The 14,064-nt window shown below is 67.8% G+C and carries 12 protein-coding genes; 2 read left to right on the top strand and 10 right to left on the bottom strand.

The features are described from left to right. Positions 1 to 330 precede the first annotated feature (330 nt). Positions 331 to 1,977 carry an ArnT family glycosyltransferase gene (locus AC1RT8_RS24120; RefSeq protein ID WP_493079044.1) on the bottom strand — a complete coding sequence of 549 codons (1,647 nt, stop codon included), beginning with the start codon at positions 1,975 to 1,977 and terminating at the stop codon, positions 331 to 333. A gap of 28 nt (positions 1,978 to 2,005) precedes the next feature. Here AC1RT8_RS24120 and rfbF point away from each other — a divergent pair, with 28 nt between their 5' ends. Further along, positions 2,006 to 2,779, top strand: a complete 774-nt coding sequence (rfbF, locus tag AC1RT8_RS24115; RefSeq protein WP_493079043.1) for a glucose-1-phosphate cytidylyltransferase — start codon at positions 2,006 to 2,008, stop codon at positions 2,777 to 2,779. Beyond that, a complete protein-coding gene (gene rfbG, locus AC1RT8_RS24110; protein ID WP_493079041.1) occupies positions 2,776 to 3,858 on the top strand; it encodes a CDP-glucose 4,6-dehydratase in 1,083 nt (360 codons plus the stop codon). Before rfbF ends, rfbG begins: the two co-directional genes overlap by 4 nt. Here the strand turns inward: rfbG and AC1RT8_RS24105 are convergent. Genes AC1RT8_RS24105 through AC1RT8_RS24065 form a run of 9 tightly spaced genes read right to left on the bottom strand, consistent with a single transcriptional unit; the run spans position 3,816 to position 14,052 of the window. Beyond that, on the bottom strand, positions 3,816 to 4,772 hold the full coding sequence (locus tag AC1RT8_RS24105; RefSeq protein ID WP_493079039.1) for a class I SAM-dependent methyltransferase: 957 nt from the start codon (positions 4,770 to 4,772) through the stop codon (positions 3,816 to 3,818). The genes rfbG and AC1RT8_RS24105 overlap by 43 nt on opposite strands. Next, positions 4,769 to 5,173, bottom strand: a complete 405-nt coding sequence (locus AC1RT8_RS24100) for a GtrA family protein (protein WP_493079038.1) — start codon at positions 5,171 to 5,173, stop codon at positions 4,769 to 4,771. The genes AC1RT8_RS24105 and AC1RT8_RS24100 overlap by 4 nt, the downstream gene beginning before the upstream one ends. Beyond that, positions 5,170 to 6,990, bottom strand: coding sequence for a thiamine pyrophosphate-binding protein (locus tag AC1RT8_RS24095; RefSeq protein ID WP_493079036.1), 1,821 nt, complete (start codon positions 6,988 to 6,990; stop codon positions 5,170 to 5,172). Before AC1RT8_RS24095 ends, AC1RT8_RS24100 begins: the two co-directional genes overlap by 4 nt. Next, positions 6,987 to 8,000, bottom strand: coding sequence for an NAD-dependent epimerase/dehydratase family protein (locus AC1RT8_RS24090; protein ID WP_493079034.1), 1,014 nt, complete (start codon positions 7,998 to 8,000; stop codon positions 6,987 to 6,989). The genes AC1RT8_RS24095 and AC1RT8_RS24090 overlap by 4 nt, the downstream gene beginning before the upstream one ends. Beyond that, complete coding sequence (locus tag AC1RT8_RS24085) at positions 7,997 to 9,295, bottom strand: hypothetical protein (protein ID WP_493079032.1); 1,299 nt, start codon at positions 9,293 to 9,295, stop codon at positions 7,997 to 7,999. Before AC1RT8_RS24085 ends, AC1RT8_RS24090 begins: the two co-directional genes overlap by 4 nt. Then, positions 9,292 to 10,275 carry a glycosyltransferase family 2 protein gene (locus AC1RT8_RS24080; protein ID WP_493079030.1) on the bottom strand — a complete coding sequence of 328 codons (984 nt, stop codon included), beginning with the start codon at positions 10,273 to 10,275 and terminating at the stop codon, positions 9,292 to 9,294. The genes AC1RT8_RS24085 and AC1RT8_RS24080 overlap by 4 nt, the downstream gene beginning before the upstream one ends. Next, positions 10,272 to 11,387 carry a capsule biosynthesis protein gene (locus tag AC1RT8_RS24075; protein WP_493079028.1) on the bottom strand — a complete coding sequence of 372 codons (1,116 nt, stop codon included), beginning with the start codon at positions 11,385 to 11,387 and terminating at the stop codon, positions 10,272 to 10,274. The genes AC1RT8_RS24080 and AC1RT8_RS24075 overlap by 4 nt, the downstream gene beginning before the upstream one ends. Further along, positions 11,384 to 13,258, bottom strand: coding sequence for an SLBB domain-containing protein (locus tag AC1RT8_RS24070; protein WP_493079027.1), 1,875 nt, complete (start codon positions 13,256 to 13,258; stop codon positions 11,384 to 11,386). The genes AC1RT8_RS24075 and AC1RT8_RS24070 overlap by 4 nt, the downstream gene beginning before the upstream one ends. Beyond that, a complete protein-coding gene (locus AC1RT8_RS24065) occupies positions 13,255 to 14,052 on the bottom strand; it encodes an inositol monophosphatase family protein (RefSeq protein ID WP_493079046.1) in 798 nt (265 codons plus the stop codon). The genes AC1RT8_RS24070 and AC1RT8_RS24065 overlap by 4 nt, the downstream gene beginning before the upstream one ends. Positions 14,053 to 14,064: the final 12 nt, after the last annotated feature.

The raw sequence follows: 14,064 nt of genomic DNA, 5'->3' as shown, positions 1-14,064 counted from the left end.
AGCAGCCCGGTAGCTCGTCAGGCTCATAACCTGAAGGTCACAGGTTCAAATCCTGTCCCCGCAACCAACGTCAAACCTCCCCAACGCCGCAACGGCCACAGAACCCTCGCATCACCAACACAACAGCCCGCAAAGCAACAGCTTCGCGGGCCAATCCGCGTTCTCACGCCACACCCGCAAAATGTCAGCGAACCGCATGACATTTTGCCGCACGCGACGCTCGATTCAAAACACCAACACACGCGACCAGAACCAACACTCCGACGATCACAATCGACGGCGCTCTTTCTCAATGTCCAAACTCATGAGCCGCAGCTTCTGCGGCCCGCGCTACCGTTGCGATAGTTTTACGATCCGCACTACCGGCCCGGTGCGCAAACCGGGCTCCGGCCGGATGACCGCCAGCTGCCTGCCGCCGCGCAGCAGCTGCGCATAGCGGGCCAGCTCGTCGGGGAAATGCGCGGGATCGGCGCGATAGCCGTCATAATGGGAAAGGATCGCGAAATCCGCATGGCAGCCGGGCATCATCGCCTTGTCGACATGGGCGAGATCGACCACGGCGCGCCCCGATCGCAGCTTCTCCACGCGGGAATAGCGGATCTGGCCGGTGAGGATGCCGCGCGCGTCGAGGCAGCCCGCCGAGCCCAACGGGAACAGGAAACGCCAGGGGCCGCGCAGCAGGTCGAAACCGGCATGCTCCATCACGATGCTGCTGCCGGGTGGGATATGCGCGCGAACCCAGGCGGTCGCGACCTGGCGCGTATCGAGCGCGCGTTCGGCTGCGCCGACCCGAGCGGCCTGCAGCATCGGAAGCGCCAGCAAGAGTGCCGCCGCAGCTTCGACGACCGGGACGGGACGGTGCAGGCGTTCGCGCAGGCGATCGGCTAGCCAGCAGATGGAAGCTGCCGCCGCGAGGGCCGCGAAGGGCAGTAGCGGCACGATCCAGCGCTCCCACAGCAACGCCTGTGCGCCGATGACGATCAGGAAGGCGAGCGTGCCGGGCAGGATCGCGACTGCAATGCGCGGGCGTGACAAGGTGCCCAATGTCCCGGCCACCACCAACCCAAGCCCTACCGCGCCGAACGAGATCAGCAGCGGGTGCCCGGCATACCAGCCGAGATTGACGAGGAAACCGCCGCCCGTGGCACCGGGATGCGTCGGGCGCGCTTCTCCCGCCAGGTTCCGCATCACGGCGGGATAGTCGAGCAGCAGATAGGGCGAAGCGGTCAGCAGTGCCGCCAACGCAACGACGGGAAGCAATGCCAGGCGGCGCCATTCGCTGCGGTCGAGCGAGACGCGGTACAACCCTGCGCAAAGCGGATTGAGCACGATAATGGCTGCGGGCCATTTGGTCGCGCAGGCAAGGCCTGCCCAGATGCCCGCCAGCACATAGTCGCGCGGACGGCCCTTGCGGGCGATCGCCACTGCCGACTGGGTGCAGAGCAGCATGAAGATCGTGGCGTGCACGTCCGTGCGGATGATCTGCGAATAGTGGATATGGACGGCATTCACCGCGAGGAACGCCGCGGCGATCAGGCCGAGGCGCGGCCCGCCCAGCTTCCTGCCGAGCGACCAGATGAGCCACACACAGGCGATACCGCACGCCACGATGAACAGCCGTCCCGGCAGGAACAGGATTCCGGGATCGGCGTAAGCCGCCGCCGTCAGCGCCGGGCCGTCGGCGAAACGGCCCGTGGCGATACCGATGCCGCCCACCGCCAGGCTGATCAAGGCGAGGCAGTACAGCGTGGTCGTGCCGGGATGGCCGAACCAGCCCGGATTGAGGCTGTGGTTCCGCAGCATCTCAAGCGCGGTCATGATGAACAGCGGCTCGTCCGGGTCGTTGAGCGAGGGCAGGCCAAAGCCGACGCCGTGGATCCGCAAGCCCGTCGCCACCGCGAGAATCAGCAGCAGGCTACTCCATTCGGCCCATCCATGGGGTCGCCCGTTACGGGCCGGGGCGATCGGTTTCGTCATGCTATCGAAGACATGACGTGGAGCGACGATGCGAACCGTAATCCTGGCTGGCGGATTGGGCACCCGGCTCGGCGAAGAAACCAATGTGCGGCCGAAACCGATGGTCGAGATCGGCGGCATGCCGATCCTCTGGCACATCATGAAGATCTATTCTGCAGCCGGATTCAATGACTTCGTCATTTGCCTCGGGTACAAGGGCTATCTGATCAAGGAATATTTCGCGAATTATTTCCTGCACACGTCGGACGTCACGATCGATCTGCGCGGCGGCAACGGCATGGAGGTGCATTTCGCCCGCAGCGAGCCGTGGCGCATCACCCTGGTCGATACCGGCGCGGATACCATGACCGGCGGCCGGCTCGCGGCGATCCGCCATCATCTCGATCCCGACGAGCCCTTCTGCCTGACCTATGGCGACGGCGTGGCGGACATCGATGTCGGCGAACTGGTGCGCTTCCACAACGCGCATGGCCACCGCGCGACGATCACCTCGGTCACGCCGCCGGGCCGGTTCGGCGCGCTCGAGTTCGATGGCGACCTGGTCACCGATTTCCGCGAAAAGCCGGCCGGCGACGGCGGCCGGATCAATGGCGGCTTCTTCGTCGCCGACCCCTCGGTGCTCGACTTGGTCGAGGGACCGGAGACCGTGTGGGAGTCCGGGCCGCTGGAGCAGCTGGCGCGGCGCGGCGAATTGATGAGCTACCGGCATGACGGCTTCTGGCAGCCCATGGATACGCTGCGCGACAAGATCCAGCTCGACGAATTGTGGCGCGCCGGCAACGCGCCCTGGAAGCGCTGGTGAGCAGCGTCTGGACCGGCCGCCGGGTGCTCGTCACGGGGCATACCGGCTTCAAGGGCAGCTGGCTCAGCCTGTGGCTGAACGCGATGGGCGCCGACGTCACTGGCTTCGCGCTGGCGCCGCCGAGCGAGCCGAGCCTGTTCGAGGCAGCGCGGATCGCCGGGCTGGTGCGGCATGTCGAGGGCGATGTGCGCGATCTCGCCGCCGTCCGCGCCGTGGTCGAGGCGACCCGGCCCGAGGTCATCTTCCACCTTGCCGCGCAGCCGCTGGTCCGGCTGTCCTATGCCGAGCCGGTCGAGACCTATGCCACCAATGTGATGGGCACGGTGCACCTGCTCGAAGCGGCGCGGCGCGCGACGGGCGTGAAGGCGATCGTCTGCGTCACCAGCGACAAATGCTATGAGAACCGCGAATGGATCTGGCCCTATCGCGAGAGCGACCCGATGGGCGGGCACGATCCCTATAGCAGCAGCAAGGCCGCGGCCGAGCTGGTCGTGGCGGCCTGGCGTCGCTCCTTCTTCGACCATGGCGGGCCGCTGCTTGCCTCGGTCCGCGCGGGCAATGTCATCGGCGGCGGCGACTGGGCGGTCGATCGCCTGCTGCCCGATCTGGTCCGCGCCTTTGAAGCGGGCGTCGCGCCAATGATCCGCGCGCCGGATGCGGTGCGGCCATGGCAGCATGTGCTCGAAGCGCTGGGCGGCTATCTGATGATCGCCGAGCGGCTGCTCGCCGGCGGGCGGCAGTTCGCCGATGCCTGGAATTTCGGCCCGGCCGACGAGGACGCCCGACCGGTATCCTGGATCGTCGAGCGGATGCGCGCGGCCTGGGGCGGCGGGGCAGCGGATGCGCTGCCCGATACCGGCCCGCGCCCGCATGAGGCTGGGCTGCTGCGGCTCGATTGTTCGAAGGCACGCGCAGCGCTCGGCTGGCGCCCGGCCCTCGCGCTGGACGAGGCGCTCGACTGGATCGTCGCCTGGCACAAGACCGTCGCGGGCGGTGCCGATGCGCGCGCCGTCACCCGCGCGCAGATCGCCGACTATCAAGCCGCCACCGGCCGTCTCGACACGCGCTCGGCCGCCTGAACCGGCGCAGCGGCGAACGTCAGCATATTGCCCAGCCGCAGCCCGATCGACACCGAGGGCAGCGGCACGCGGTTCAGTTTCACGCCGACCGCCCACGCCGCCTGGCGCGCGAGGAAGTCGATCGGGAAATGGTTACGGCTGCGCTCGACCACGACCGCGCCGTACCCGGCGCGGGTGAGCAGGTTCCACATCGTCGTGGGGTTGTAGAGTTCGGGATGCTGCAGGCAGAAGGGCGGCCAGCGTATGCCCATCACCCGGCGGAGCAGCGACCGCTCGTCATGAGTCACGATCATCAGCGTGCCGCCCGGCCGCAGCTTGGTCCGTATCTGCGCGAGCGTGGCGAGCGGGTCGAGCAGATGGTCGAGCACATGAACCATCACCGCCAGGCCGACCGAGCCGTCGGGCACGGCCGACAGGTCATCCATGTCGGGCAGCAGCGTCGCGGGGGCTTTGCCGGCGGCATCGCGCAGCCGGTCGTGGATCGCGCGATTGGGCTCGAACAGCCAGAAATGATCGAAGCTGCCCCGGCGCGCGGCTTCAGCGACGATATAGCCGATGTCCGGCCCAATCTCGAGATAGCCGCCGTCGAGCGGCGCGCACGCCGCGACGGCGTCGAAATAGCCGCGTTGGGTGGCGGCGATCGCGTCGCTCGCGACGAGATCCATGTTGGGCGCCATGCTCGAATAAAGCTCGGCGAGTTGCGGGCCGTCGAAGAAGGTCGGCGTGTAGAGCAGCCCGCACGCGGCGCAGCGATGATAGGAGAAGAACCGCTTTTCCTTGAACAGCCCCGACCAGAAGGGGCGGAGTCCGTCGAGCGTCATGTCCTCGGCGCGCTGCCGACTATGAACCTCGGCATGGGCGTCGTCGCTGCCGCAAAGCGGACAGGCGCGTTGCAGGAAGGCCTGTCCGGTCATGCCTGATCTCCCGTTCGGAAAGTGACGTGGTTGTGCCAGAACCAGCTGCCGACGATCAGCACCGCGGTGAAGCCGAGCTGCGCCAGCACCGGCGGCAGGCCGGCGAGTTCGACCAGCAGCGGCAGCGCCCCCCAATTGGCGGCATAGTTGAACAGGTAGAAGCTGGAAAAGCTGCCGAATTCGCGCGCGATGTTGCCCCGCGTCTTGAAGACGCCAAGCTTGTAGGTCGCAAAGGCGAAGCACAGGCTGATCGCCTGGGCGATACCCAGCGCGATCAGATAGTGGCGCTGGAGCGTGGGCGAACTCCACAGCAGCAGCGGATAGATGCCGAGGCCGAATGCCGTGTTCGCCGCGCCCGCCACGAGGAAGCGCAGCGGGCGCCGCGCACTGCCGGCGATCATGATTCTTCCCATAAGGGAATCCGCATATTCTCGCGCAGTACCTCGCGCGGCAGGAAGGGCGACAGGTCCTCCAGCGCGGGCGAGGTGATTCGTCCGTCGGGATGCGCCTTGGCGCCGAGCTTGGGCGCGAAGGAGACATTCTCATCGACGAACAGCTCGCACAGCACCGGCCCTTCGGCGGCGAGCGCCGCGGCGATCACGCCGGGCAGCGCGTTGTGCGCGTCGGCGCGGAAATAGGCGAAACCGAACGCGCCGGCGACCTTGGAGAAATCGGGGAAGGTCACGTTGCTCTTGGGCCCGCCGCCTACCTCCACGCCGTTGAAGAAGTTGCGGTGAGTCTGGAAGATCGAGACATAGCCGCTGTTGTTGATCAGGAAGATCTTCACCGGCAGGCCGTAGCCGGCGATGGTCTGCAGCTCCTGCAGGTTCATCATGATGCTGCCGTCGCCGGCAATGGCGATCACGCGCTGCTTGCCGCCGGTCGCCGCGCACACGCCGATCGCGGCAGGCAGCTCATATCCCATCGTCGCGCAACCCGAATTGGTCCAGAGCCGCTGGCCGCGCTTGATCTCGGCCGCCTGGAAGCTGATGACGCAGGCGCTGCCATTGCCGGTGACGACCATGTCGTCCTCGCCGAGCTGCCGGAACAGCGCGTCCATCGCGACATAGGGGTGCATCAGCGGCCCATGGTCGTGATATTCGGGGAGCACGACCGGGAAGCGGCTGACCCGCTCGCGCGCCCAGTCCATCCATTCGCGATGATCGTCATTGGGCCCGGCATAGGGATGGTCGAGCAGCGCCGGGATCAGCTCGGCAAGGTCGGCCACCACCGGCATGTCCGGCACGACGTTGGGCTTGCGCAACTCGACCGGATCGATGTCGACCCAGATCTTGAACGCCTCGCGCGCGAAGCTCTGCCAGTTATAGCTGACCTGGCGGATGTTGAGCCGGCTACCGAGCACCAGCAACAGGTCCGCGCTCTGCGTGACCATGTTGCCCGCGCGGTCGCCCACTGTGCCGGGGCGGCCGGCATAGAGCGGGTGATCATTCCACAGCACGTCATGCGCGTTCCAGCCGGTGACGACGGGCACGCCGAGCTTGTCGATCAGCTGCAGGAAATCGTCATAGGCGCCGGACAGCCGCACGCCGCCGCCGGCGAACACCACCGGCCGTTCGGCGCCGCGGATCAGGTCGAGGATCGTGCCCGCGACGGCCGAGTGGTCGGTATCCGACCAAGGCTCGTCCAGCTCCGCAGGATCGAAACCCGGCAGCGTGTCGGGGTCGATCTTCGACGCCTGCACGTCGAGCGGAATGTCGAGCCAGACTGGCCCGGGCCGCCCGCTGGTCGCGAGGTGGAGCGCCTTTTCGAGATGGTAGCGGATCGTCTGCGGATCATTGACCATCGTCGCATATTTGGTGATCGGGCGGATCAGCTCCTCGATGTCGAGTTCCTGGTCGCCATATTGGCGCAGGGGAAGGCCGGTCGCGCGCACCGTGGTCTCGCGCTTCACCTGGCCTGACAGCACCAGCATGCCGATCGAGTCCACCCACGCACCATATACGCCGGTGATCGCATTGGTACCGCCCGGCCCGGAGGTCACGTTCACCACCGCCAGCCGGTTGGTCAGGCGGTAATAGGCCTCGGCCGCCATCGACAGCGCCTGTTCGTGATGGGTGAAGGTGGTGGCGAGGCCCGGATGCGTGCCGAGCGAGTGGTTGAGGTGCATCGCGCCGCCGCCGGTGAGCATGAAGACATGCTCGATGCCGTGCCGGACGAGCCGTTCGGCAACCCAGTCGGAGAGTTTCATCAGGGTCATGGGGTCCATCCGTTCGAAAGCGCGGTGCGCCGGATCGCCTCGTCGAGGCCAGTCATGGGGGAGAGGCCGAGCGCGCCGCGGATCGCCGCGGTCGACGGTACATAGCGGCCGGGGTTCCAGCCGGGATCGGGCCGGCCGAGGATTTCGACTTGGGGCGCGCCGAGCAGCGCGGCGGTGCGCGTCGCCAGCTCGGCGATCGAGACGGCGTCTTCCGATCCGACATTGAAGACCGCGCCATGGTCGCCGGCGATCAGCAACGTCCAGAGCCACAGCGTCAGGTCGGCGGCGTAGAGATAGGATCGGACCGCCGTTCCAGCGCCCTCGACCCGGATGGTCCGGCCGGCGATCGCGTCGCGGATGAAATTGCCTGCGGCGAAGTGGATGTCGAGCGAGAGCAGCGGGCCGAGCAGCGCGAAGATGCGGGCATTGACCACGTCCAACCCGAACTGCTTGCCATAAATGGCGCAGAGCATTTCGGCGGCACGCTTGCCCTCGCCATAGGCCGATCGCGGATCGCGCGGGTCGGGTCCGCCCATCCAATCCTCGGCCACATGGGTGATCTCCCAGGGCTGAGCGCCATAGACCGCGCCCGAGCTGAGGAGGAAGAAGCGCTCGGCGCCGCGATCGACCGCGAAGTCGAGCGCGTGGCGGGTGCCGGTGACGATCGTGTCGAACATGCGGCGCGGATCTTGGGCGTTGAGCGCAGCGCTGGCGTCGGTCGCGGCGTGGACCACATGCGTAAATCGGCCGTCGGGCGGTGCAAAGCCGGTGACGTCGCCCGTGACGAGCCGGAATCGCCGTGCGAGATGCGGCACCCTCGCGGTGAAGGCGGCCGGGTCGCGGCTCAACAGCGTCACTTCGATATCGGTGTCGGCGCGGGCCAGTGCCTCGAGCATCCAGCGGCCGATGAAACCGGTGCCGCCGGTCATGAAGATGCGGGCGCCGGCCAGCCGCCACCAGAGCGGCGCGAGCGCGGCCTGTACCGCATCGAGGTCCTGTTCCAGGATCATGCTGGCATCAGCCCGAGCGATGGGCGATGGGCCGCATGGGCGCGCACCGCCCGCGCGACGCTGTCGAGCGCAAGTGACCACAGGATCAGCGCGACCAGGCCCGGCCGGACGAAATGCCCGATGGCGAGGCCAAAGCTCGGGCTGACCGGTCGGCCGCCGAGCCAGCTTTCGAGCGACAGGTCGAGCACGGTCGAGAGTGGCCAGTCGGCGACCAGGCAGAGCAGATAAGCGCAGACGATCGCGGTGATCGGTCCGACGCCGCGCCACGGCTCGAGCAGCACGAGGAACAGCAGGAAGGCCTGGGTATAGCCCCCCGGCGACTGGGTGACGAGGAACACGCCGAGCAGGATCGTCGCGATCCGGTGCGGCGGCAGCGCGCGGGGCTGAAGCCAGGCCGCGGCCAGCGCCAGCACCGCAACGCCCTGGCTGGCGCGGATCAGGAGCGGCACGATCGTCTCGATCGTCTCGACCGTGCGCGAAGGCACGAAGTCTAGCACCGGGATCTGCGCGTTCCGTACCTGGAGCAGTGGTGCGTAGCTGGTCGCATAATGGATCTCGTTCCACACCTGCCCGCCCTGGAAGGTCACCCAATTGGCGGTGTTCGCGGCGATCTCCCCCGGCGTGCCGCTGCCGATCAGCGCCAGCGTGACGAGATAGAGCGCGATGGTGGCAAGCCCGGCCAGCTCGAGTCCGCGCCAGTCGCGCTTCACGGCCTGGGCCAGCACCGGGAGCAGCAGATAGGGCTTGAAGTTGATCGTCGCCGCAACGGCCAGCGCGCGCCACGCGCTGGACCGGACGAGCGGGCCGTGCGCGATGATGAAGCAGGGCAGGGCGACCAGGATCAGATTGCCGCGCTCGAGCGTGAAGAGCAAAGGAAGGCCGAGCCCGAAGGCGATCGCCCGCATCGGCGCGGTACGTGGATCGGCGCGGTGGAGGCTCCACCAGACCAGCACGACATCGAGCAGGTAGAAGCCGAGGATCGTCGCGCGGGCGAACCAGTCGCAGTCGCGCGCGTAAAAGGGCGACTGGAGATAGCAGCCCGGCAGGCTGAACAGGTCGAGGAAGACGAACGACAGAGGCGGATAGACCGTCCGCCAGACAGAGAAGGCGCCGGGATGGTTCGCCCAATAGGCCGTGTTGAACCAGTCCATGAAAGTGTCGTTGGTGTCGAACACGAAGGGCTGGGGCAGAAAGCCCGTCTCGTGGAAGCGCATTGCCGTCCAGGCGACGCTCGCCATCACGGCGAGCGCCAGCGCGATCTCGGGCAGCAGGGCAAGCCGCGTGCGCGTGCTCACGGCCGGCGGACCAGCGTCCGGGCGGCCGGCCGGGCACGACCGGCCGGGAAATTGAGCCGTTCCCGCTCGATGACGAGCGGGACGTTGCGGCTGCGCTCGGCGAGCATGCGCACCTGCTCGCCGATCAGGCCGAGGAACAGCAGCAGGATGGCGAACATCGCGGTGGCGATCGTCAGCCCGAACAGGGGCCAGGCGCTGGCGCCCATCATTGCAGCCGCAACCGTCCCAGCCGCAAGCGGCACGACCGCTGCGGTTGCAAGGAACGCAAGCGGGATCGGCAGCCGCAGCAGCGACTTGGCCGATCCGGCAAGGCCCGACAGCGCGAAGGAATAGAGCGCGCCGACATCGTTTTTGGTCTCACCCGCCGCCCGCTCGGGTCGGTCGAACGGCACGATCGCCAGGCGGAAGCCGCTCTCGACCAGCATGCCGCGGAAAAAGGGTTCGGGCTCGTTCCACGCAGCAAGCGTGTCGACCACTTCGCGGGCGTAGAGACCGAAGCCGGTCGCGCCGGGGATCACCGGATAGTCGCCGTAGCGGCGCAGCAGGCCATAACCCGCCCGTCGCGCGACCGTCAGCAGCGGCGGCGTCCGTTCGGATCGCCGCTGCGCCAGCACGATCTGAGCACCGGCGCGCCATTGCTTGACGAAGGCGCCGATCATCTCGGGCGGATCCTGGAAATCGGCGCACATGCCGATCACCGCCGCGCCTTCGGCCTGGTAGATGCCATAGGTCGGCGATCGCATCTGGCCGTAATTGCGGTTGTTGAAGATCGCCCGGATGCGTGGGTCCTCCGCGCAGAGATGCCGCATCAGCAGGCGGGTGCGATCGCTCGAATCATTGTCGATCAGGATGATCTCGTGCGATCGCACATGGTGCTCGGCCTCGGCCGTCACGGCGGCGCAGATCGCCCGGACATTCTCCTCCTCATTATAGCAGGGGATGACGATCGAAAGCTCGATCGCCCCGTCGGAGACGGTCATCGCGCACCGTCCTCGCGGCGCTTCAGGCCCAGCTCGATGCCGGTCGCCGGCGCGTAGATCTCGGTGAACAACGCCGCGAGGATCGTCAGGACGAGCAGCGCGACGGCGGAGATATTATATTTGCGATCGGCATCGAGGCGCGGCGCTTCGATCACCTGCACGTCCGACGCGGTTTCCGACGCGAGCGTCTCGACCGCGACTTCCTCGGACGATCGGGCATAGACCTCGTACAGTGCCTGGGCGAAACGATAGTCGCGGTAGAGGTTGAGATATTCGCCCGATACCTGCGACAGGCCGGCGACGTTCGGCCCGGTGACGCCGACCTTCGCCTCTGCGGTGCGCGCGATCTGCGCGCGGATCGAGCCGACCTCCGACTGGACCGACTGGAGCTGGGTATTGTCCGGCCCCTGGAAACGCTGCAGCGTGTCGAGTTCGACCAGCTTGGCCTGGAGCTGCGCCTCGAGCCCGGCGCGCAGCGACAGGGCCGACCCGAGCTGCGCCTCCGGTTCGGCCAGATTGTTGCGCCGGCGGAAATCGTTGAGCGCCGCTTCGGCGGTCGTCACGCGGGTGGCGGCTTCCTTGAAGCGGTCCTGCACCACCTCGCGCTTGCGCCGCACCCGGTCGCGTCCCAGCGCGATGATCCGGTCGCTGATCGCCTGGACATAGGCGGCGGTCAGCGCCTGCGCCTTGGCGGGGTCGTGCATGCGGACCTCGACCTCGACGATGCCGCCGGTCAAAGAATGCACATCGACCTTGCGGGCGAGGGCGAGCCGCGCCGCGTCCATGCTGGTATAGCCCTGCGGCCCGGCTAGCTTGAGCCGCCGGATCACGTCGTCGGTCACCTCGGTGCCGCGCGAGATCGCCAGATACATGTCGATCGGCTGCTTGGCGCCGCCGAGCAGGGCGGCGAAACCCTGAAGCTGTCCGCCCAGCGCGTTCATCATCGATCCCAGCCCGACGCTGTTGCTGTCCTGCGGCACCATCTTCGCCCGTGCGACATAGGGGCGCGGGAAAAGGCAGAGCGCGGCCAGCACCAGCGCCAGCACCGCATAGGCCAGCCGCCGCGAACGCGGTTCGCGCACCGCATCGGTCACGCGCGTGACGATCGTCATTCCACCAGCGCCTGAATCGATGCCGCGCCGACAAGGCCGCCGAACAGACTGCCGGTGATGTCGCGCAGCCGCGCCCAGAATTCGCCGCGATTGGAGTCGATCGGTATATAGACGAGGTCGCCCGGCAGCGCCGGTGCCCGCAATATCTTCTTGCCGTTCGCCAGCACGGTGCCGTTGGCGCGCACCACGAAGATCTCGCTCTTGTCGCCGAGCTTCTGCACGCCGCCGGCCGAACGGACGAAGTCGCCGATCGAGCTGCCCTCGCGATAGGCGAAGGAGGCCGGGCTCGGCACCGCGCCGAACACGCCCACCGTCACCGGGCGGGGCGGGACATAGATGGTGTCGTTATTCTCGACGATCACGTCGCCGGGCAGGGCCGGTGCGGTGACCGGCAGGTCGAACACGAGCCGCCCGCTCGGTTCGCGTGAGCGGAGCTGGTCGACGATCGAGCGGACCAGAGCGAGGTTGCCCGGCTGGGCGAGCTGAGCGCGGTTGGCGGAGACAACCGGCTGGGCGGTGAGCTGGAACTCCATATCCTTGATCGCGCGGTCGAAACTCAGCTTTTGCTGCGCCTTGACACTCTCTCGCGTGATCACGCTTGCGTAGGGAAAGGCCTGGGCGGTAAGGCCGCCAGCCTGGGTCACCACGTTCTCAAGCTTGGTGCCCGGACGGAAATAATAGCGGCCGGGCCGCGCCACTTCGCCGCTGATCGTCACCAGCACCGATTGCTGGTCGATCGGGCGCGCGATGCCGACATCGGACAGTACACGGACGATATCGCCGCGCCGTGCCTTGCGGGTCCGAGCCTCGGCGGCGGTGACCTGCCGCCAGCCCGACTCAGACTTGCCGAGGGAATCGAGCACCATCAGTCGGCTGTCGTCGGCTACGGTATTGACGCCGCCGGCATAGAGGACCGCGTCCTCGAGCGTCTCATTCGGGGCGATCTCGAAAATGGCCTCGCGATTGACGCTGCCGATCACCGCCACCTGTTCGCCGGCGGGCGCGACATAGATGACATCGCCATTCTGCAGCGCCGCGTCGCCGGTCTTGTCGCCCTTGAGCAGCAGGTCGTAGAGGTCGAAGTCCGAGACGAGCTTGCCGTCCCGGCGAAGCTGGATCGAGCGGAAGCTGCCGCCCGAAGAAGGCCCGCCTGCTGCCAGCACCGCGTTGACCAGGGTCGACAGGCTGCTGACGGTGTAGGAACCCGGGGTCGCTGCGAAGCCGGTGACATAGACGGTGATGCCATGCAGCCGCCCGGCCGACACCTGCAGGTCGAAGCCGCGATACTGGCGCGAGACCTGGCGGGCGATCACGTCGCGGACATTGCCATAGCGCACCCCGCCGACCGTGATCGCGCCGACGCGCGGCACGAAGATCCGGCCCTCCTGGTCGATCGTCAGCCGCAGATCGGCCGCCTGCACCGATCCGGTCAGGCCGAGCAGCAGCTCGTCCCCGGGGTTCAGGCGATAATCCGGCGGAACGGTGGTGGTGGGCGCCACCGTGAAGTCGCGTGCGCCGGGTACCAGCAGCTCGGCACCGAAGCGGCGCAGCGGTTTGCCGGCCGCCTCGGAGACGAATGTTTCGAACTCGTTCGCTACCGGCGGTGCCTGCCGCTTTTTCGTCACGGCATCGTCGGGGCTCTCGGCCTGTGGCGCGGTGGGCCGATTGTCGATCACGGTGGGCTGGTACGGACGGACCTCCGCCTGCGGCACCGCGACCTGCCCAGCGGCGGCGCCACGCGAGATCGCGTCAGCGCTACCCTGCTGATCGGTCGATGATACCGGCGGGGAAAGCTGCGCCCCTGCCTGTGCCGGGATCAGCGGCAGCGCGACAGCGCAGCCGAGGAGCAGTCGCTTCCAGGACATCATCATGTGGGGCAATCTTCTCTTTCGATCAGGCCGGCCGCCGGCCCGAGCAACAGGTCGGCGCCGGCCCTCCAGAGCCGTTCGTCGGCGGCGGCGAGGATCCCGCGGCCGGTGCCGACCCGGTACGGCATGCCATACCAGTCGGTGACGAAACCGCCTGCCTCGGTCAGGAACAACGCGCCCGCGGCATGGTCCCAGGGCAGGGTGCGCTGGAACATCACCAGGTCGTTCTGGCCGAGCGCCAGGCGCGGATAGCTCTCGGCCGCGCAGCGCGGGACGGGCACCAGCTCGAATCGCTCGCCCGCAAGGTCATGGACGCGCGTGCGCCGCTCGGGCGGCATGAAATGCGTGCCCAGCGCAGCGACCGGCATGGCGCCCCCCGTCGGCCGGCTGCGCACGGGGACGCCGTTGCACGTGGCGCCGGCGCCCCGTTCGGCATGGCACAGCCGCGCGCCGACCGGATCGAGGATCCAGCCGGCGAGCGGCACGCCGTCCTCGACCAGCGCCACCATCATGCCGAACGGCGCGCGGCCAGCGGCGAAATTGGCGGTCCCGTCAAGCGGGTCGATCAGCCAGATCAGCCCCTCGCCGATGCCGTCGAGCAGCTCGGGCCTGTGCTCGGCCGCTTCCTCGCCGATGATACGGGCAGGAATGCCGATCAGCTCCAGCCCCTCGTGCAGCAGGCGCTCGGCCTCGCGGTCGACGCTGGTGACGATCTCGCCCGCGCTCTTCTCTGCGATCTCGCTCGCGGCCAGCGTGCGGAAGCGCGGCGTCACCGCTGTCGCGGCAACGCCTCGCATCAATGCTGTGAC

The organism is Sphingomonas sp. GW821-FHT10F11, assembly GCF_058809095.1.
Note: the sequence above shows the minus strand (reverse complement) of the source record. Positions and strands in the feature narration are given on the sequence as shown.

What these genes read in the sequence shown, in the direction of transcription:
- AC1RT8_RS24080 (WP_493079030.1), bottom strand. Translation starts at nt 10,275, where the DNA reads ATGACCGTCTCCGACGGGGCGATCGAGCTTTCGATCGTCATCCCCTGC.
- AC1RT8_RS24070 (WP_493079027.1), bottom strand. Translation starts at nt 13,258, where the DNA reads ATGATGATGTCCTGGAAGCGACTGCTCCTCGGCTGCGCTGTCGCGCTG.
- AC1RT8_RS24090 (WP_493079034.1), bottom strand. Translation starts at nt 8,000, where the DNA reads ATGATCCTGGAACAGGACCTCGATGCGGTACAGGCCGCGCTCGCGCCG.
- AC1RT8_RS24095 (WP_493079036.1), bottom strand. Translation starts at nt 6,990, where the DNA reads ATGACCCTGATGAAACTCTCCGACTGGGTTGCCGAACGGCTCGTCCGG.
- AC1RT8_RS24105 (WP_493079039.1), bottom strand. Translation starts at nt 4,772, where the DNA reads ATGACCGGACAGGCCTTCCTGCAACGCGCCTGTCCGCTTTGCGGCAGC.
- rfbF (WP_493079043.1), top strand. Translation starts at nt 2,006, where the DNA reads ATGCGAACCGTAATCCTGGCTGGCGGATTGGGCACCCGGCTCGGCGAA.
- AC1RT8_RS24120 (WP_493079044.1), bottom strand. Translation starts at nt 1,977, where the DNA reads ATGACGAAACCGATCGCCCCGGCCCGTAACGGGCGACCCCATGGATGG.
- AC1RT8_RS24075 (WP_493079028.1), bottom strand. Translation starts at nt 11,387, where the DNA reads ATGACGATCGTCACGCGCGTGACCGATGCGGTGCGCGAACCGCGTTCG.
- AC1RT8_RS24100 (WP_493079038.1), bottom strand. Translation starts at nt 5,173, where the DNA reads ATGATCGCCGGCAGTGCGCGGCGCCCGCTGCGCTTCCTCGTGGCGGGC.
- AC1RT8_RS24065 (WP_493079046.1), bottom strand. Translation starts at nt 14,052, where the DNA reads ATGCGAGGCGTTGCCGCGACAGCGGTGACGCCGCGCTTCCGCACGCTG.